This window comes from Streptomyces sp. NPDC048248, from assembly GCF_043201875.1.
Taxonomy (GTDB): domain Bacteria; phylum Actinomycetota; class Actinomycetes; order Streptomycetales; family Streptomycetaceae; genus Streptomyces.
Genome location: NZ_JBICZL010000009.1, coordinates 199,625 through 216,701, shown reverse-complemented (window position 1 = coordinate 216,701; position 17,077 = coordinate 199,625). Strand labels below are relative to the sequence as shown.

Here is a 17,077-nt window from a genome sequence, read left to right as displayed (position 1 = left end):
GTCCCGTACAGCAGCCTCACTGTGTCAAGGACGGCGGGAGTGGCGGTGGAGGTTCCACCCGTGTCGGGGGGTTCGCACACCGATGCGGGCTCCCGTGGGGCCGCCGGGCGTCAGCGAACCTGCGGGGCGGTGGCCGCCACGAAGTCGCGAATCCCCTGACGGGTGACGGCCCGCAGCGCGGTGAGCGTCTCCAGGTCCTGGGCCCGGTGGAGTTCCGTGACGTGTGTCATCACTTCTTCGGAGAGGGAGAGTATCCGCGGGTCGCCGGTCACCATCTGCGCCCGGAACATGGCCTCTTGGGCCGCATAGCGGTTCTTGTAGAGCTCCTCCCGCAGTGCCGGTGTGTCCTCTTCTTCGCGGCCCTCCTCGTGGAGGACGAACCAGCGGTAGACCAGCACCCTCCGGTAGTCGAGGAGTGCGCCCGCGTAGGCGCAGTAGGCATCGATGCGCTCCTGCCGCAGTCGCTCCTCGCGCGCGAACCGCTCGCTGCGGTCGGTGGCCCGCCGCTGGAAGACGTGGGTGACGCCGGAACCCAGCAGGGTGCCGACGACGGCGACGATGCTCGCAACAACTGCCTCCATGCGCCCAGTGGATCACCCCGTGGCCCGGTGCCGCTGCGAAAGTGCCGTTAACCGCAGGTCATCGGCCAGGAACCGGTCGCCGCGGCAGGTGCGGTGGGTGCCGACCCCTGCGGCGCGGGGGCCGTGCGGCAAGATGGCCCCATGGGGAGCTTCGGGGGCGATGACCGACTGATCGCGGGCCGGTACCGCCTGGGCATACGGCTTGGCCGTGGCGGAATGGGCACGGTCTGGCGTGCCACCGACGAGTTGTTGGGCCGCCAAGTGGCCGTGAAGCAGCTGCATCTGGACGAGATGACCGTCGAGTCCGAGGCGCGTGGGCAGCGTGAGCGCGCGGTGCGCGAGGCGCGGACCGTCGCCCAGATCAAGCACCCGAACGTGATCGTCGTGCATGACGTCGTCGAGCAGGGCGGCCGGCCGTGGATCGTGATGGAGCTGGTAGAGGGCCCGTCGCTCGCCGACCGGCTGGCCGGCGGCGGACCGGTCGCGCCGCGTGAGGCGGCCAGGATCGCTATCGCGCTGCTGGGCGCACTGCGGGCCGCGCACGCCCGCGGAGTGCTGCACCGTGACCTCAAGCCCGCCAACGTCCTGATGGAGGCGGGCACCGGACGGGTGGTGCTCACCGACTTCGGCATCGCCCAGGTCCCCGGCGTCACGACGCTCACCGAGACCGGTGGGTTCGTCGGCTCGCCCGAGTACACCGCCCCCGAGCGGATGGCGGGCCGGGGCACCGGACCCGAGTCGGACCTGTGGTCCCTGGGCGTGCTGCTGTGTGCCGCACTGAGCGGCGAATCGCCCTTCCACCGCGACTCGCTGGGCGGCGTGCTGCACGCGGTCGTCTACGACGAGATCGCCCTGCCGGAGGCCGCGCGCCCGCTGCTCGCCGTCGTCACCGGGCTGCTGGAGCGCGACCCCGCGCAGCGGCTGGACGTCGCCGAGACCGAGCGGCTGCTGCGTGGCTATCTGCATTCGGGCCGCGCGCCCGAGCGCGGGCCGGGCGGGCCCGGACGCGGCCCCCATCCGGCGGGCGGCGCGGTCGGCGCCGAGGCCGTGGCAGGGGCGAACGCTCCGCGCGGGCCCGTGGCACCGGCAGCCGGCGACCCGGGCGCCGGTGGGCACGCGCAACTTAACGACGGTCCCGGAGGCGGCCGGGCCGGTGAGCACCCGGCCGACGAGCCGGCCGTGCACCCCGCCCCGGACCCCACGCCGCTCGCGCCCACCCCCGCCGACCGCACCCACAGCCGTACGCCCGGCGGGCGCGGCGGGCGCACCCCCGGGATGCCGATCCCGGACGCGCTCGACGACCGGGCGCTGGCCGCCGCCGCCCGCCCGCACACCGGCCGTACCCGCGTCGGCCTGCTCATCGCGCTGGCGGTCGTCGTGCTCGGCGGTGCGGGCGCCGGAGTCGCGGCCCTGGTCATGAGCCAGAACGGCGACGACGGCACGAACGGCAAGGACGGCGGCGCCGGCCGGTCCCAGCAGGCGTCGGGCCCCCAGGGCACACCGGACGCCGGTCCGACGGGCGGGACGCCGCGCCCGACCGTCACGGTCACCTCCTCGCCGGTCCCGGACGTCACGGCCAAGGCCCCTGCCGGGTACGGCATCGTGCGCGACCCGCTCGGTTTCGCCCTCGCCGTACCGGACGGCTTCACGCGCTCCTACGAGGCCCCGCGGGTCTACTACTACTCCGAGAACAAGCGGTTCCGGATCGGCATCCACCTCCAGAAGCTGTCGCCGGAGGGCCCGCTCGGCGCGATGCGGGCGGCCCACGCCAAGGGCCCCACCGAGTACCCGGGCTACCGTGAGGGCCAGGTCACCGAGACCACGCACAACGGATTCCAGGCCGGGCTCTGGGAGTTCGCCTGGGACGGCGCCACCGAGGACGCCGGTCCGCGCTACACCTACGACCTCAGCTGGAACGAGGGCGGACGGATGATGGACGTGTGGATCTCCTCGCCGCTCGGCTCGCGTACGGAGGCCAAGCGGCACTTCGACACCGCGCTCGACACCTTCCAGCTGACCCGGCGGAGCGCGAAGCCCTGAGCGTCCGGCGGGGCGCCGGCCTGCGGGCGCGAGCCGGGCCAGGCTGCCCCGCCCGGATGCGATCGTCGGGTCCTCGCTGACCAGACCCCTTGTGGCCAGCGATTACTGGCGCGATTGTGTGTGCGGCGTGAAAACTCGTTACTGCCGGGTACACAAAGCGCCCGGGGAGGAATACGCTCGCCGACATGACGGACTCGCAGGACACCGGAACATCCCCCGCGCTCGACTCCGCTCGCGCGGGAGGTACCCCCAGCTCCACCGCCGACGAGGCCGCCGCGACCACGGCTGCCGCGACCACGGCGCCGCCCCGTACTCCCGACCCCGCCGCCGACGGCAACCCGGTCGTGCCCGCCGCGGCCGGCACCCGGACCGCCGCGGACGTGGTCACCCCCGAGGTGGCCGCCCGCCTCACCCGGGGTGTCGTCAGCGGGGGAGGCCGCACGGCCAACCACACCCCGTTCACCGGGGAGAAGCTGGCCGACCTGCCGGAGTCCACCCCCGAGGACGTCGCCACCGCCTTCGAGCGGGCCCGAGCCGCGCAGGAGCGCTGGGCGAAGGTCCCGGTCAAGCAGCGCGCCGCCGTCCTGCTCCGCTTCCACGACCTGGTGCTGCGCCGCCAGGCCGAGGTGCTCGACCTGATCCAGCTGGAGACCGGCAAGGCCCGGCTGCACGCCCATGAGGAGGTGCAGGCGGTCGCCGTCGCGGCCCGCCACTACGGCCGCAAGGCCGCCTCCTACCTCAAGCCCAAGGGCCACACCGGCGTCGTACCGACCCTCACCAAGGTCACCGAGCTGCGCCAGCCGCGCGGCGTCGTCGGGCAGATAGCCCCCTGGAACTACCCCCTCGAACTGTCCGTGGGCGATGCCCTGCCGGCCTTCGTCGCGGGCAACGCCGTCGTGATGAAGCCCGACACGGAGACCGCGCTGACCGCGCTGTGGGCCCGTGAGCAGCTGATCGAGGCCGGGCTGCCGGAGGACGTATGGCAGGTCGTGATCGGTGCGGGCCCGGTCGTCGGACCGGCCGTCGTCGAGCACGCCGACTACGTCTCGTTCACCGGCTCGACCCCGACGGGCCGCGAGGTCGCCCGGGGCGCCGCCGCCCGCCTGGTCGGCGTCTCCCTCGAACTCGGCGGCAAGAACGCCATGCTGGTGCTGCACGACGCCGACGTGGAGAAGGCCGCCGCCGGCGCGATCCGCGGCTGCTTCTCCTCCGCCGGCCAGCTGTGCATCTCCATCGAGCGGCTCTACGTCCACGAGTCCATCGCCGACGACTTCCTGCAGCGCTTCGCCGCCCGCACCAGGGCGATGCGGCTCGGCAACGCCCTGGCCTACGGCGCCGACATGGGCTCGCTGGTCGGCGAGCGTCAGCTGGAGACCGTCACCCGGCATGTCGAGGAGGCCGTCGCCAAGGGGGCGAAGCTCGTCGCCGGCGGCCGTCCGCGCCCCGACATCGGCCCGCTCTTCTACGAGCCGACCATCCTCGACGGCGTGCAGGCGCCGATGGCCGTCTGCGGCGAGGAGACCTTCGGGCCGGTCGTGTCCGTCTACCGCTTCGGCGACGAGGACGAGGCGATCGCGCTCGCCAACGCCACGCCGTACGGGCTGAATTCCAGCGTCTGGACCAAGGACGGCCGGCGCGGCCGCGCGGTCGCCGCCCGGATGCGCACCGGCACGGTCAACGTCAACGAGGCGTACGCCGCGGGCTACGGCAGCGTGCAGGCGCCGATGGGCGGGATGGGCGACTCGGGCCTGGGCCGCCGGCACGGCTCCGAGGGCATCCTCAAGTACACCGAGGCGCAGACCGTCGCCCATCAGCGGGTGATGCCGCTTGCGCCGTCCTTCGGGATGACGGACGAGAAGTACGCACAGTTCATGACCCGCAGCCTGCGCGCGATGAAGGCACTCCGTCTTCGCTAGACGGTTGAGTCACGGGGCCCGCCCGGCGGGCCCCGTCGGTTCCTCGCCAACCAAAAAAATCCAGGAGAGCCAGTGTCCCAGGAGAACTCTGCCCGCGATCAGGACGCGCCCCAGGGACCGGACCGGGCCCAGGACGGCCCGGGCAAGGGCCCGAAAGACCACCCCGAGTACGACTACGACGTCGTCGTCGTGGGCTCCGGCTTCGGCGGCGCCGTCTCCGCCCTGCGGTTGAGCGAGAAGGGCTACCGCGTCGGCGTCCTGGAAGCCGGCCGGCGCTTCACCCGGGAGACCCTGCCCAAGAACTCCTGGCACGTCCGCGACTACCTGTGGGCACCGGCCCTCGGCTGCTACGGCATCCAGCGGGTGCATCTGCTCGGCAACGTCATGGTGCTCGCGGGCGCCGGTGTCGGCGGCGGCTCGCTCAACTACGCCAACACCCTCTACGTCCCGCCGCCGCAGTTCTTCGAGGACCAGCAGTGGGGGCACATCACCGACTGGAACGCGGAGTTGGCGCCGTACTACGACCAGGCGAAGCGGATGCTGGGGGTGCGCCTGAACCCCACGATGACGCCCTCCGACATCCACCTCAAGGACGCCGCCGAGAAGATGGGCGTGGGCGATTCGTTCCATCTCGCGCCGGTGGGTGTGTTCTTCGGCGACGGCCGCGACGCCGTGAACGGGCAGGACACGGGCTCCTCGAAGGTCGCGCCGGGTACCGAGGTCCCCGACCCGTACTTCGGCGGCAAGGGCCCGTCCCGCAAGGCGTGCACGGAGTGCGGCGAGTGCATGACCGGCTGCCGGCACGGCGCCAAGAACACGCTGAACGAGAACTACCTCCACCTCGCCGAGCAGGCCGGCGCCGTCATCCACCCGATGACCTCCGTCGTCACCGTCACCGAGGACTCGCAGGGCGGATTCGCCGTCGCCACCCTCCCCACCGACAAGAAGCGCAAGGGACGGGGCCGGACCTTCACCGCCCGCCGGGTCGTCATCGCCGCCGGCACCTACGGCACCCAGAGCCTGCTGCACAAGATGAAGGACAGCGGCCTGCTGCCGGGGATCTCTGGCAAGCTGGGTGAGCTGACCCGGACCAACTCCGAGGCGCTCGTCGGGTCGCAGACGGACAACCGCCGCTACCGCAAGGTGCACGGCGAGGACGCCGACTTCACCCGGGGTGTCGCGATCACCTCGTCCATCCATCCCAACGCCAACACCCATATCGAACCGGTCCGTTACGGCAAGGGATCCAACGCGATGGGCGGCCTGTCCATCCTCCAGGTGCCGCTCCGGTCCGGCCGCGGCTCGCGCGCCGCCGCGTTCGCCGCCAACTGCGTCCGGCACCCGCTGCTGCTGCTGCGCTCGCTGTCCAACCGCCGCTGGTCCGAACGCACCATCATCGGCCTGGTGATGCAGTCACTGGACAACTCCCTGACGACGTACCGCAAGCCGAGCGGCATCGGAAAGGGCCTGCTCACCGCGCGCCAGGGTCACGGCGCGCCCAACCCGGACCAGATCCCGGAGGCGGCGGAGGCGGCCACCCTCCTCGCGAAGGAGATCAACGGCTTCGCGGGCAGCAATGTCGGCGAGCTGATGGGGACGCCGCTGACGGCGCACTTCCTGGGCGGCTGCCCGATCGGTGAGGACGCCGACCACGGCGTCATCGACCCCTACCACCGGCTCTACGGCCACCCGGGCATCTCGGTGGTGGACGGCGCAGCGGTCTCCGCCAACCTGGGCGTCAATCCGTCGCTGACGATCACCGCGCAGGCCGAGCGGGCGATGTCGTTCTGGCCGAACAAGGGCGAGGAGGACCCGCGGCCCGCTCAGGGCCTGGCGTACCGGCGGCTTGCGCCGGTCGAGCCGGTCAGCCCCGCGGTCCCGGAGAAGGCGTTCGGGGCGCTGAACCTGCCGTTCCTGGCGGTCCCGCCGGTCCCGCCGAAGGCGTCCGCGGCGGGCTCGGAGCCGGCGGGGGCGACCGACACCGCCTGACGCGGGCGGGACATGACGAAGGGGCCGCACCCGGCGGGTGCGGCCCCACTGTCGTTCACGGTCGCCGTTACGCGGCGGCGGCGCCTTCGCTCTTGCGGCGGCGGACGACGAAGATCGCACCGGCACCCACGACCATCGCGACCCCGCCCACGAGGGCGAGGGTCGGCAGCGCGGAGGACGAACCGGTCTCGGCGAGCTTGCCGGTGACCGGGAGCTTCTCCAGACCGCCCTGCGGGGCGGGCTTGTTGGGCTTGCTCTCGCCCGGCTTGCCGGTGGCCGGCGGCACGGTGCCCGGCTTGCTGCCGGCGACCAGGATGTCGAAGTCGTACTCCGAGACCTCGGAGTAGCCGCAGACGTCGTCCTCGTTGTGGTACGCGCCGATGGTGAACGCGAAGCCGTAGCTGCCCGGGGTCTTGGCGTCGACCTTCAGGCGCAGCTTGGCGTCGGCGTACTCACCGGGCTTGAGGTTCGAGGTGGAGGCGAAGTAGCCCTCCTCGTCGGAGATCGCCTTCCAGCTGCCGGACTTCTCGTCGTACCACTGCACCGTCAGGAGCTTGGAGATGTCGTCGAAGTCGTCGGTGCTGATGCCGGCCAGCGCGACGAAGGCGTCGACCGACTTCATCGACTTGTCGGAGGTGTTGGTGGCGCGGAAGGTGAAGTTCTTCCAGCCGGAGCCGGCGACGATCTTGCTGGGCAGCCCGCGCAGCTCGGTGCTGATCGCGGCCTCGTCCGACTCCTCCTCGCAGACCGGCTCGTCGGTGGGCTCGTCGGTCGGCTTCTCGGTGGGCGTGGCGGTGGTGCTCGGCTCGGCCGAGCCGGTGGGCTCGGTGTCGTCGCCGGGGGTGGCGGTGCCGGTCGGCTCGCCCTCCTCGTCGCCGGGCTCCGCACCGGGGTCGGTGTCGTCGCCCGGGGTCTCGCCGGTGCCGGGGGTCTCGGACGGCGCGGTGGCGTCGTCGGTCTCCTCGGGGTCGGGGACGCCCGGCGTCGGGTCGGCGCTCGCGGTGGACTCGGTCTCGGGACCGGTCGTCGCGTACGCGGCGGGGGCCGCCATGAGGGCGGCGGGGGCTATGACGGCCGTCGCGGCGGCAGCCGTCAGGGCACGGCGAAGCTTCATCGAGAAGACCTCTCGGGTCCAAAGTGCCGTTAGGGAGGCACACGTTGGTGGCGGGCCGTCGCGGTGGGGCGCGGTATGGCCGTGCGATTGCAGGTACATGACCGGCGATGGCCGAAAAAGGTTGCCCTGGCAGGACAGATCGGGTCGCGTGATGCCCGTCACGTTCGTCACAGCAGCCACACAGGGACCACGGAGCCCGTCCACAGCAATCGGACAGCAGCCTGACAACTTCCGCACAGCCGCCGAAAAGCGGACGCACAGTGCGTGCACAGCGCAGACACAGCGAAGGGCCCCGGAGCGCCGTCCGCGAGGGGGGTGCGGACGGCCACGGGGCCCTTCGCTTTCGGTGCCGGCGTCAGGGCAGCGCCGGCACCGAGGGGCGGCGCTGGGGGGGGGTAGCGCCGCTGGCTGTGGGGTGGTGCTGGGTCGTGCGAACCGCGCGGTGGTGGGACCAATGACGGTGCGGAGGTACCGGCCGGGCGCGGCGGGTGGTGCGTCAAGCATCGTCCTGGATGCGCCTCACCCGGCGCAACCGTTTCGACCGGATGCGGTCGGCCCCGGGCGTCCCCAGGACCGACCACCCCATCGGATGTGACCGGGCTGCTGTCCCCTGCTGACCGGCCACGGCACCGGAACGAGGTCCCACGACACGGGCCGCTGTCAGCGGCCGGCGTCTCATCGCTCCGGTTCTTTCCGCCCGCGGGGCGGCGTCTACGCGTAGTCCTGCAGGCCGCGCCTGGCTGGCGTGGCACCGGGAACAACGAAGCCCGGCGGCGGCCGGTCACGCGCCGTACGGGTGAGAGGTCGACCGAACTCAGATGCGGCTGTCGCTTCGGGCGCACGCGCCGGTGCCCGTGCGCCGTGCAGAGCCCCCGAAAAGGGTGCGGATCCGGCCACACCTCAGATGCGGCCCCGCGACAGCTCCAGCAGCGTCATCGCCAGCGCGGTGCCGGGCTTGCCCAGCTGGTCGCGGAAGTGGGCCAGGATCTCCATCTCGCGGGAGAGGTTGACCCGGCGCCCGCCCGAGCCGATGCGCTCGCGCTGGATGACGGCCGAGACGGCGATCCGTTCCTGTACGAGGCCGATGATCCGCCCGTCCAGATCGTCGATCCGGCCCCGCGCGTCGGTGATCAGGCCGGCCGCCTCCGGGGTGCGGGCGCCGGTGTCCGGGGCGTCGTGGGCGGTCGCGGTCGCGGCGGGGGCTGCGGTGGTCTCGGTGCTCATGTCCGTCTCTCCTGGGGTGGTGTGGCCCCGGAGCCGATGATCGGGTCCGAACAGACGCAGGCGCCCCGGACCTTGTCGGCCCGGGGCGCCTGGGAAGTTGCTCGTCAGTTGATCAAGCAGCACGACCATGGCAGCCGGAAGGGCCGGTGCCATAGGTAAAGACGAAGGTCAGCTGCTTGGACATGGGGCTCAGTATGAGCCCGTTAGAATCGAAAGTCCAACCCCTGCTCCACACCGCCGGAAGGCCGCCGAAGTGCCATCAGGACCCCCTGCCGCCGCCCCGGACGTCGTCCTCGTAGTCGACTTCGGCGCGCAGTACGCCCAGCTCATCGCCCGCCGCGTCCGCGAGGCCCGGGTCTACAGCGAGATCGTTCCGTCCACCATGCCGGTGGCCGAGATGCTCGCCAAGAACCCGAAGGCGATCATCCTCTCCGGCGGGCCCTCGTCGGTCTACGCCGAGCATGCCCCCCGCCTGGACCGTGCGCTCTTCGAGGCCGGTGTCCCGGTCTTCGGCATGTGCTACGGCTTCCAGCTCATGGCCACCACCCTCGGCGGCACCGTCGACAACACCGGTGCGCGTGAGTACGGCCGTACCCCGCTGACGGTCTCCCGCCCCGGCTCGACCCTCTTCGAGGGCACCCCCGCCGAGCAGTCGGTGTGGATGTCGCACGGCGACGCCTGCTCCGCCGCCCCCGAGGGCTTCACCGTCACCGCGTCCACGGACGTCGTACCGGTCGCCGCCTTCGAGAACGACGAGAAGAAGCTGTACGGCGTGCAGTACCACCCCGAGGTGATGCACTCCACGCACGGCCAGCAGGTGCTGGAGCACTTCCTCTACCGCGGTGCGGGCATCGAGCCGAGCTGGACCACCACCAGCGTGGTGGACGAGCAGGTCGCCGCGATCCGCGCGCAGATCGGCAACAAGCGCGCCATCTGCGGGCTGTCCGGCGGCGTCGACTCCGGGGTGGCAGCGGCCATCGTGCAGAAGGCCATCGGCGACCAGCTGACCTGCGTCTACGTCGACCACGGTCTGCAGCGCAAGGGCGAGTCCGAGCAGGTCGAGAAGGACTTCGTGGCCGCCACCGGCGTGCAGCTGAAGGTCGTGGACGCCGAGGATCGCTTCCTGGCCGCGCTGGCCGGTGTCACCGACCCCGAGCAGAAGCGCAAGATCATCGGACGCGAGTTCATCCGCGTCTTCGAGCAGGCGCAGGCCGAGCTGGTCGCCGAGGCCGGCGCCCACGGCGAGGACGTGGCCTTCCTCGTCCAGGGCACGCTCTACCCGGACATCGTCGAGTCCGGCGGCGGCACGGGCACGGCCAACATCAAGTCCCACCACAATGTCGGCGGCCTGCCCGACGACATCGAGTTCGAGCTCGTCGAGCCGCTGCGGCAGCTCTTCAAGGACGAGGTCCGGATGGTCGGCACCGAGCTGGGCCTGCCGGACGAGATCGTCCAGCGCCAGCCGTTCCCCGGCCCCGGTCTGGGCATCCGGATCGTCGGCGAGGTCACCAAGGAGCGGCTCGACCTGCTCCGCGAGGCCGACGCCATCGCTCGCGAGGAGCTGACCGCGGCCGGACTGGACCGCGAGATCTGGCAGTGCCCGGTCGTGCTGCTCGCCGATGTCCGCTCGGTGGGCGTCCAGGGCGACGGTCGCTCCTACGGTCACCCGATCGTGCTGCGCCCGGTCTCGTCCGAGGACGCGATGACGGCGGACTGGACGCGCCTGCCGTACGACGTGCTGGCGCGCATCTCCACCCGCATCACCAACGAGGTCGCCGACGTCAACCGCGTCGTCCTCGACGTCACCAGCAAGCCGCCGGGCACCATCGAGTGGGAGTGACCCCACGGGCCCTCCCCGCTGCCTGACACCGACGCCGCCGCTCAGCTTCCGAGTGGCGGCGTCGGCGTTTTGCGGTGGCCGGTGGGCGGGCGGCGGGCCGCACGGGTGGGTGGGGCGCCCATCCGGCAGGGTGTCGGGGACGCGGACGCGACGACCCCCGACAAATTCCGTATGGTGGGGGGAGAAGTCCAGCATGCGGAAGTGATGGGGAGTGTGACGCAATGAGCACGATCGGATTCATCGGCCTCGGCATCATGGGCAGCCCGATGGCGGTGAACCTCGCGAAGGCCGGGCACACCGTGGTCGGCTGGAACCGCAGCCCCGGCCGCGCCGACGCACTGGTCGCGGCGGGTGGCAAGGAGGCGGCGTCGATCGCGGAGGCGGTCCGCGACGCGGACGTCGTCATCACCATGGTCCCGGCGTCCCCGCAGGTCGAGGCGGTCGCGTACGGCCCCGACGGCATTCTGGAGAACGCCAGGCCGGGCACCCTGCTGATCGACCACTCCTCCATCACCCCGCAGACCTCCGTCGAGCTGGCGAAGGCGGCAGGCGACAAGGGCATCCGGGTGCTGGACGCCCCCGTCTCCGGCGGTGAGGCGGGCGCCGTCGAGGGCGTGCTGTCGATCATGGTTGGCGGCGATCAGGCCGACTTCGACGCCGCCCGCCCGGTCTTCGAGGTGGTCGGCAGGACCGTGGTGCGCTGCGGCCCGCACGGCTCCGGTCAGACCGTCAAGGCCGCCAACCAGCTGATCGTCGCGGTGAATCTGCAGGCCGTGGCGGAGGCCGTGGTCTTCCTGGAGAAGTCCGGCGTCGACCTCGCCGCCGCGCTGGCCGTCCTCAACGGCGGGCTGGCCGGCTCCACCGTCCTGACCCGCAAGAAGGACGCCGTCCTGGCCCGCGACTTCACCCCCGGCTTCAAGCTGGAACTGCACCACAAGGACATGGGCATCGTCACCGACGCCGCCCGCAGCGTCGGCGCCACCCTCCCGGTCGGTGCGGTCGCCGCCCAGCTCATCGGCTCCGCCGTGGCCCGCGGCGACGGCGACCTCGACCACTCGGCGCTCCTTCGCGGTGTGGAGCGCCTGAGCGGCTGCGAGCGGGACTAGCGCGTGTCCGCAAGGTCCCGCGACGGAACTTTGCGGACACGCCCCAGGCCCTCAGGAGGTCACGGCCCTCGCCAGGCGCTCCAGGGTGGCGGCCATCGCCGGACCCATCCGCTTGGGGTAGCCGGGGAGTTCGACGACGAGGCGCGGCAGTCGGGCGCCCGACCAGTCGTAGGTGTGGGTGACCCGTGTGGTGCCGGCGGTGTCGGAAGCGGTCAGCTCGTACCGCCAGCACTGGCCCCCGACGAGCCGCCGGCCGCCGAACTCGCCCCAGGTCTGCCAGGTGATCAGCCGGTCCTGTTCGTACTCGACCACCACGTTCACCGAGCGGTACGGCAGGCCGCCCTGCCGCATCGCCATGCTGAACCGGTCGCCGGGGCCCAGCACGTCCGGGCCAGCGGGCCGGCCTCGCAGCATGCCCGATCCGTCCAGCTCCGCGTGCCGGGCCGGCGTCCGGAGGACGGCGAAGAGTTGCCCGGGCGTCGCGCCGATGTCCTTGCTGACCGATATGGCTCTCATGGTGTCCCCTCTGCTGCCCCACGGCCCTGTTGCCGATGCGGCGGTACGGGCCGATGTGCGGTCGCCTGCGGTGGCCGCCGGCCTGCGTCCGCGGGCCCTCATCATGCAGGTTCGGGCAGGTGGGATCGTCACAGCCCTGGCCTCCTGAAGTACCGGAGGGTAGCTTCCGCCCCGAGTGCGGAGAACCACGTGCCAGGAGGAGAGCCGCGATGCCCGAGCCCACGCCGATCCCCACCGAGCAGCTGCATTTCGCGATGCCGCCGACGCACGACACCGTCGAGGACGAGCGCCGCTACCGAAAGGAGCGCCTGGTGGCGGCGCTGCGGTTGTTCGGCCGCTTCGGCTTCGAGGAGGGCGTCGCGGGCCACATCACCGCGCGCGACCCGGAGTTCACCGACTGCTTCTGGGTCAACCCCTTCGGGATGTCCTTCAAGCTCATCACGGTGAGCGACCTGATCCTCGTCAACCACGAGGGCAAGGTCGTCGAGGGCCGCTACCACGTCAACCAGGCCGCGTTCGCGATCCACTCGCAGGTCCACCGCGCCCGTCCCGACGTCGTCGCGGCGGCCCACAGCCACTCCACCTACGGGCGGGCGCTGTCCTCCCTGGGCGAGCTGCTGGAGCCGATAACCCAGGACGTGTGCGCGTTCTACGAATCCCATGCGCTCTACGACGAGTACACGGGCGTCGTCGTCGACGCGGAGGAGGGCCGCAGGATCGCGACCGCCCTAGGGCCGCACAAGGCGGTGATCCTGCGCAACCACGGGCTGCTGACGGTGGGCGACTCGGTGGACGCGGCGGCGTGGTGGTTCATCACCATGGAGCGGTCCTGCCAGGTGCAGCTGACCGCCAAGGCCGCCGGCAAGCCGGTCCTGATCGACCACCACAACGCCCTCCACACCCGCGAGCAACTCGGCAACGACCTGGTCGCATGGATCAACTACCAGCCGCTCTACCAGCAGATCGCGCGCAGCGAACCGGACCTCTTCGATTGAGGAGGGGCGGTGCGGGCGGTGCTTACCTCGGAGGTCATCGCGGTCGACGGCCGCTGCCGGGAGAGTGGTGGTCCCGTCGCGCACGTGCGCGGCGGGTGAGCCACCGGAGGGAAGAGCCATGTCCGCAGCCACGCCCATGAGCACGCGCGCCGTGGTGGAGGAACTGCTGCGCAGGATCGGTGAGGGCGATCCCGAGCGGATCGCCGCGCTGTACGCCGACCGCGGGGACTGGAAGCTGGACTGGCCCGAGGCCGAGCACGGCCGCAGTGCCACCCCGTGGATCCGGCATCGCGTCACCCGCGCCGACGCCGCCGCCCACTACCGCGAGTTGTCCGAGCACCATGTGCCGGGAAAGGCGGCCACCGAGATCGAACGTCTCCTCGTCGACGGCGATGACGCGGTCGTGCTCGGGGAGATCCGTCAGACCGCCCGGTCCACCGGGCGGGCGTACCGCGCGCGCTTCGCCCTGCACCTCACCGTCGAGAACGGGCTGGTCACCCGGCACCACGTCTACGAGGACAGCCTCGCCGTCGCGCAGGCCTTCGCCCCGGCAACCGAGCCGGAGAGCTGAGGGCGGGCGGTGTCCTGCGGGCCGGCGGGCGGCCCGCAGGACGTCCGGTCACCGTTGGGAGAGCAGTTCGGTGAAGGGGTCGACTCCGGCCGAGATGCCGCGGCTGAACGGCGCGTCGAAGTCCCAGACCAGGAAGAGCAGGAACGCGATCAGCATGCTGAAGAGTCCCGCCATCAGCAACTCGCGTCCCGACCGCCTGATCTGCAGGGTGAAGATGACGCCGATGGTGACGGCGCCACCTGCGATGAGACCGAACCACACCACGGACGGCAGGGTGGACTCGGCCGCGTCGGCGCGGGCGTTTCTGGCTCCGTCGGCCACCGCAACCTGGTCGACGATGGGTTGGTAGGACTGCTCCTCGAAACTGTTGCGGGGGTGGTAGTCGGTGACGTCCGCCCGGACCTTTTGCAGCAGGTCCGCACCGCGCTGGGTAAGCTCGCCCCGGTCACTCATGACCGGCCACTCCTTCTTCACCACGTGGCTGACATACGCCTCGACGTCCGCTCGGATGCGGTCCCGCTCCGGCGGGGCGTACGCCCGCGCTCGCGCACTGACTTCGTGCAGGGCCTGAGCCTCGGTCCGTACGGTGTCCTCGGCGGCGCCCCGGGCCTCCCAGACGCCGGCGATGGCCAGGCCCAGGACGATCGCGTAGACCACGCCCACCATCATGGTCATGTATTCGATGACGTCCGGTGTCTCGGTCGGGTCGTCGTCGTCGCCGATCCGGCGCTGGCGCAGCACCGTGATGGCCAGGACGACGCCGCAGGCAGCGACCATGGCGATGGTCAGTACCAGCCATTGCGACATGGAACCTCCTACGAGGAACGGCGCCCGGACGAGCCGGACGGAGAGCTCGAACGGGGACGGAGAGCTGCGGCCGCCAGGACGGCGGGCGCGGTGATCAGCAAGGTCCTGGTCACCATGGAGCGGCTGTCACGCGGCTTTTGGGACACCGCCGCGTAGTTGCGCAGTGGCTCGGGTGAGGGCGCGGGCATGCGCAGCCGGGGTGTGGGCGAAGGACGTGGCGCCGGTGGACGGCTTCGCTGTACCGGCGGCGGGGCCGGCGGCGTCGGGCGCACCGTCGGCCGGGGAGCCGGGGGCGGTGCGGGCGCGGGAATTCGCGGCGGCCGGGGCTTCGGCGGGCGCGGCGGGGTGGGTGCGGGCTTGGTGCAGGGGAAATGCCAGTCGTCGGGCATGGGGAACCCGGTCGGCACATCGATGGGCGGACTCGTTCCGGCGAACGCGCAGTTGTCGCCCGAGACGGCCACCGCGACGCGGCCTTCGACGCGGCTGCCGTGAGCAGCTGCCGCGGGCGCCGTGCCCAGTGCCGCGGCGCCCCCGGTCAGTAACAGGAGCGCGGCCGTCGCGAGGCCTCGTCTCGCCCGAGATATTGCATGTGGTCCATATGGTCCGTGAAGTCCGTGCGGTGCGTACACGCCGAGAGCTTGCGCAGCGCGAGGTCGGCTCAGCCCTGCCGGTCCACCGGTTCGCCCGAACGGGGGAAGGTCGGTTCTTGCGCGGGCGTGCGCCGACCATCTGTGCGTATCGAGAACCCGCAGGCCGGGGTCGACCGCCCGCGCCACCCGGCCATCGGCCACCAACTGGACGGTTCACCGGCGGGCCCGTCAGGTAGGGCACAATTCCCGCTCACGGATGAGAAGTTGGCGACGAGTAGTGGCGGGGCGGTAGCGGACGTGTCGGTTGATGCGGCGGGCAGAGTGGCCGGAACGGTTGAGCCGGGAGGCGGCGCGCAGCGCGGTGACGGCGGTACGTGCCGGTGCGGGAAGTGCCCGCACGGCGCCCGCGAGGGGCACCGGCAGGCGGTGGCCGCCTTCGTCGCGCTGCGGGAGGACTTCGCCGCCGGCCGGGGCGTACCGGCCGGACTCGCGCGTTCCGCGGGCGCGGCACGTCAGTGGGTGTCCGATGAACTCTCGCTGTCGGCACGGACATTGGCCGAGCGTGCCGCCGCCGAAGGCGCCGCGCGGCTGGCGGCAGCGGGGCGACGCACCCCGCTGATCGCCTGGGCCCTGGTCGCCGCGCTGCTCATCGGCCAGGCCCTGACCGCTATCGGCTCAGGCTGGACGGTGACGCGTACGGCAGGGCTGGTCGCGGCGGTCGTACCGGCCATGGGGCTGACCGTGGCGGCCTGGAGGCACGGCGCGCACGGCGGGGCGCTGGCCCCGCTCATCGGTGCCGACCGCCGGCTGTCCACCTCCCGCACGGTCGCGGCTGCCTGGGTGGCCGTGGCGCTGTACGCGGTCGTGATGGCGGCCGTACAACTGGCCGCGGCGGGCGGGCCCCGCGAGCGCCGGAAGCTGCGCGTCGGCATCGAACTGGCCCTCTCCGCGCCCTTGCTGACCGTGCTCGGCGTCGTCTGCGCCGTGGCCCTGCTCGCGTACGGCCTGGTGTCCGCGCGAGTAAGGACCGGGCGCGTGCAGAAGGTCCCCGCCGCCCGGCCGCGTGCCGTCGATCTGCTGACGGACGACGCGGGCCGCGGGAGCTTCCCGGACGCGCAGTACGCGCTGGTGAACGCGGTCGCGGTGGCTTACGCCGCGGTGTGCCTGGCGGTCCGCCCCGACCAACTGCCCCGCCTCCCATGGGGTGTGGCGGTCCTGGTGGTGCTCTCCGGGGCCACGTACCTGGCCGGCAGGTCGACGGCGGGCGGCCGCCCGGTCATCCTCTCGGTCGTCCGGTCCCGGGAGCTGGGTGACCTCGCCTCGCCGATCCGTACCGGCGATGACATCGAGATCCGTGGCACCGGCTTCGTCCCGCCGGGCGCAGGAACGCCCGACCGGCTCGCCCGCACCGTCGTACGGATCGGCACGGTGCACGTCCCTGTCCCGCTGATCCCGGTCGCCGGCGGCTTCGCCAACCCGACGGACGACGTTCTGACCGTGCCGGTACCGGTCGATGTCGAACCGGGCCGGGTCGAGGTCCGCGTCGTGACGGCGGCGGGGGCGGAGACCGGCGGTTACGCGATCGATGTGCAGGACTGAGGGGTACCGGCGGGGCGGGGCCGGGGCCCGGGCACGACGGGCGGGTGCGAGTGCCCTCGTGATCGGTGGGCCTGATGATCGGTGGTCGTGAACAGCGGTCGGTGGCCGCTGTGCGACCGCCCGGGCGGCCGGTCGGTCCTGGTGTCCGGCGGCGCGGCCGGTCGGCGGCGCGGTGATTTTGCCAGACGC

At 72.2% G+C, this 17,077-nt stretch carries 14 protein-coding genes; 9 read left to right on the top strand and 5 right to left on the bottom strand.

The genetic code is table 11. The features are described from left to right. Window positions 1-110 precede the first annotated feature (110 nt). Window positions 111-581: a hypothetical protein gene (locus ACGFZW_RS21170; RefSeq protein ID WP_393894704.1), complete on the bottom strand. Its 471-nt coding sequence runs from the start codon at window positions 579-581 to the stop codon at window positions 111-113. 141 nt (window positions 582-722) lie between these two features. Between ACGFZW_RS21170 and ACGFZW_RS21165 the strand changes: the two genes are divergently transcribed. The 3 genes from ACGFZW_RS21165 to ACGFZW_RS21155 all read left to right on the top strand — a co-directional run bounded on the left by ACGFZW_RS21165 (window position 723) and on the right by ACGFZW_RS21155 (window position 6,526). Continuing rightward, complete coding sequence (locus tag ACGFZW_RS21165) at window positions 723-2,621, top strand: serine/threonine-protein kinase (protein ID WP_393894703.1); 1,899 nt, start codon at window positions 723-725, stop codon at window positions 2,619-2,621. A gap of 185 nt (window positions 2,622-2,806) precedes the next feature. After that, window positions 2,807-4,537 carry a succinic semialdehyde dehydrogenase gene (locus tag ACGFZW_RS21160; protein ID WP_393894702.1) on the top strand — a complete coding sequence of 577 codons (1,731 nt, stop codon included), beginning with the start codon at window positions 2,807-2,809 and terminating at the stop codon, window positions 4,535-4,537. A 72-nt stretch (window positions 4,538-4,609) separates the two neighbouring features. Further along, entirely contained in the window at window positions 4,610-6,526 is a 1,917-nt protein-coding gene (locus ACGFZW_RS21155; RefSeq protein ID WP_393894701.1) for a GMC oxidoreductase, read from the top strand. Between the two features lie 67 nt (window positions 6,527-6,593). Here the strand turns inward: ACGFZW_RS21155 and ACGFZW_RS21150 are convergent, their stop codons facing one another. Both ACGFZW_RS21150 and ACGFZW_RS21145 read right to left on the bottom strand, forming a co-directional pair. Then, the gene (locus ACGFZW_RS21150) at window positions 6,594-7,640 is read right to left on the bottom strand and encodes an LAETG motif-containing sortase-dependent surface protein (RefSeq protein WP_393894700.1); all 1,047 of its coding nucleotides are present in this window, start codon (window positions 7,638-7,640) and stop codon (window positions 6,594-6,596) included. A 900-nt stretch (window positions 7,641-8,540) separates the two neighbouring features. Beyond that, complete coding sequence (locus ACGFZW_RS21145; protein WP_393894699.1) at window positions 8,541-8,864, bottom strand: chorismate mutase; 324 nt, start codon at window positions 8,862-8,864, stop codon at window positions 8,541-8,543. A gap of 253 nt (window positions 8,865-9,117) precedes the next feature. On the opposite strand from ACGFZW_RS21145, the gene guaA reads away from it, so the two are divergent. Both guaA and ACGFZW_RS21135 read left to right on the top strand, forming a co-directional pair. Then, window positions 9,118-10,704: a glutamine-hydrolyzing GMP synthase gene (guaA, locus tag ACGFZW_RS21140; RefSeq protein WP_393894698.1), complete on the top strand. Its 1,587-nt coding sequence runs from the start codon at window positions 9,118-9,120 to the stop codon at window positions 10,702-10,704. A gap of 221 nt (window positions 10,705-10,925) precedes the next feature. Beyond that, a complete protein-coding gene (locus ACGFZW_RS21135) occupies window positions 10,926-11,810 on the top strand; it encodes a 2-hydroxy-3-oxopropionate reductase (RefSeq protein ID WP_393894697.1) in 885 nt (294 codons plus the stop codon). 51 nt (window positions 11,811-11,861) lie between these two features. Here the strand turns inward: ACGFZW_RS21135 and ACGFZW_RS21130 are convergent, their stop codons facing one another. Continuing rightward, window positions 11,862-12,326 carry an SRPBCC family protein gene (locus tag ACGFZW_RS21130; RefSeq protein WP_393894696.1) on the bottom strand — a complete coding sequence of 155 codons (465 nt, stop codon included), beginning with the start codon at window positions 12,324-12,326 and terminating at the stop codon, window positions 11,862-11,864. Window positions 12,327-12,535: 209 nt separating this feature from the next. On the opposite strand from ACGFZW_RS21130, the gene ACGFZW_RS21125 reads away from it, so the two are divergent. Both ACGFZW_RS21125 and ACGFZW_RS21120 read left to right on the top strand, forming a co-directional pair. After that, window positions 12,536-13,321 (top strand): class II aldolase/adducin family protein, encoded by a 786-nt coding sequence (locus ACGFZW_RS21125; RefSeq protein ID WP_393894695.1) that lies wholly within the window; start codon window positions 12,536-12,538, stop codon window positions 13,319-13,321. A gap of 118 nt (window positions 13,322-13,439) precedes the next feature. Continuing rightward, window positions 13,440-13,892 (top strand): nuclear transport factor 2 family protein, encoded by a 453-nt coding sequence (locus ACGFZW_RS21120; RefSeq protein ID WP_393894694.1) that lies wholly within the window; start codon window positions 13,440-13,442, stop codon window positions 13,890-13,892. 48 nt (window positions 13,893-13,940) lie between these two features. Here the strand turns inward: ACGFZW_RS21120 and ACGFZW_RS21115 are convergent, their stop codons facing one another. Then, window positions 13,941-14,699, bottom strand: a complete 759-nt coding sequence (locus ACGFZW_RS21115; protein WP_393894693.1) for a hypothetical protein — start codon at window positions 14,697-14,699, stop codon at window positions 13,941-13,943. Between ACGFZW_RS21115 and ACGFZW_RS21110 the strand changes: the two genes are divergently transcribed. After that, a complete protein-coding gene (locus ACGFZW_RS21110) occupies window positions 14,691-14,855 on the top strand; it encodes a hypothetical protein (protein WP_393894692.1) in 165 nt (54 codons plus the stop codon). The genes ACGFZW_RS21115 and ACGFZW_RS21110 overlap by 9 nt on opposite strands. A gap of 755 nt (window positions 14,856-15,610) precedes the next feature. After that, window positions 15,611-16,888 carry a hypothetical protein gene (locus ACGFZW_RS21105; RefSeq protein ID WP_393894691.1) on the top strand — a complete coding sequence of 426 codons (1,278 nt, stop codon included), beginning with the start codon at window positions 15,611-15,613 and terminating at the stop codon, window positions 16,886-16,888. Window positions 16,889-17,077 lie beyond the last annotated feature (189 nt).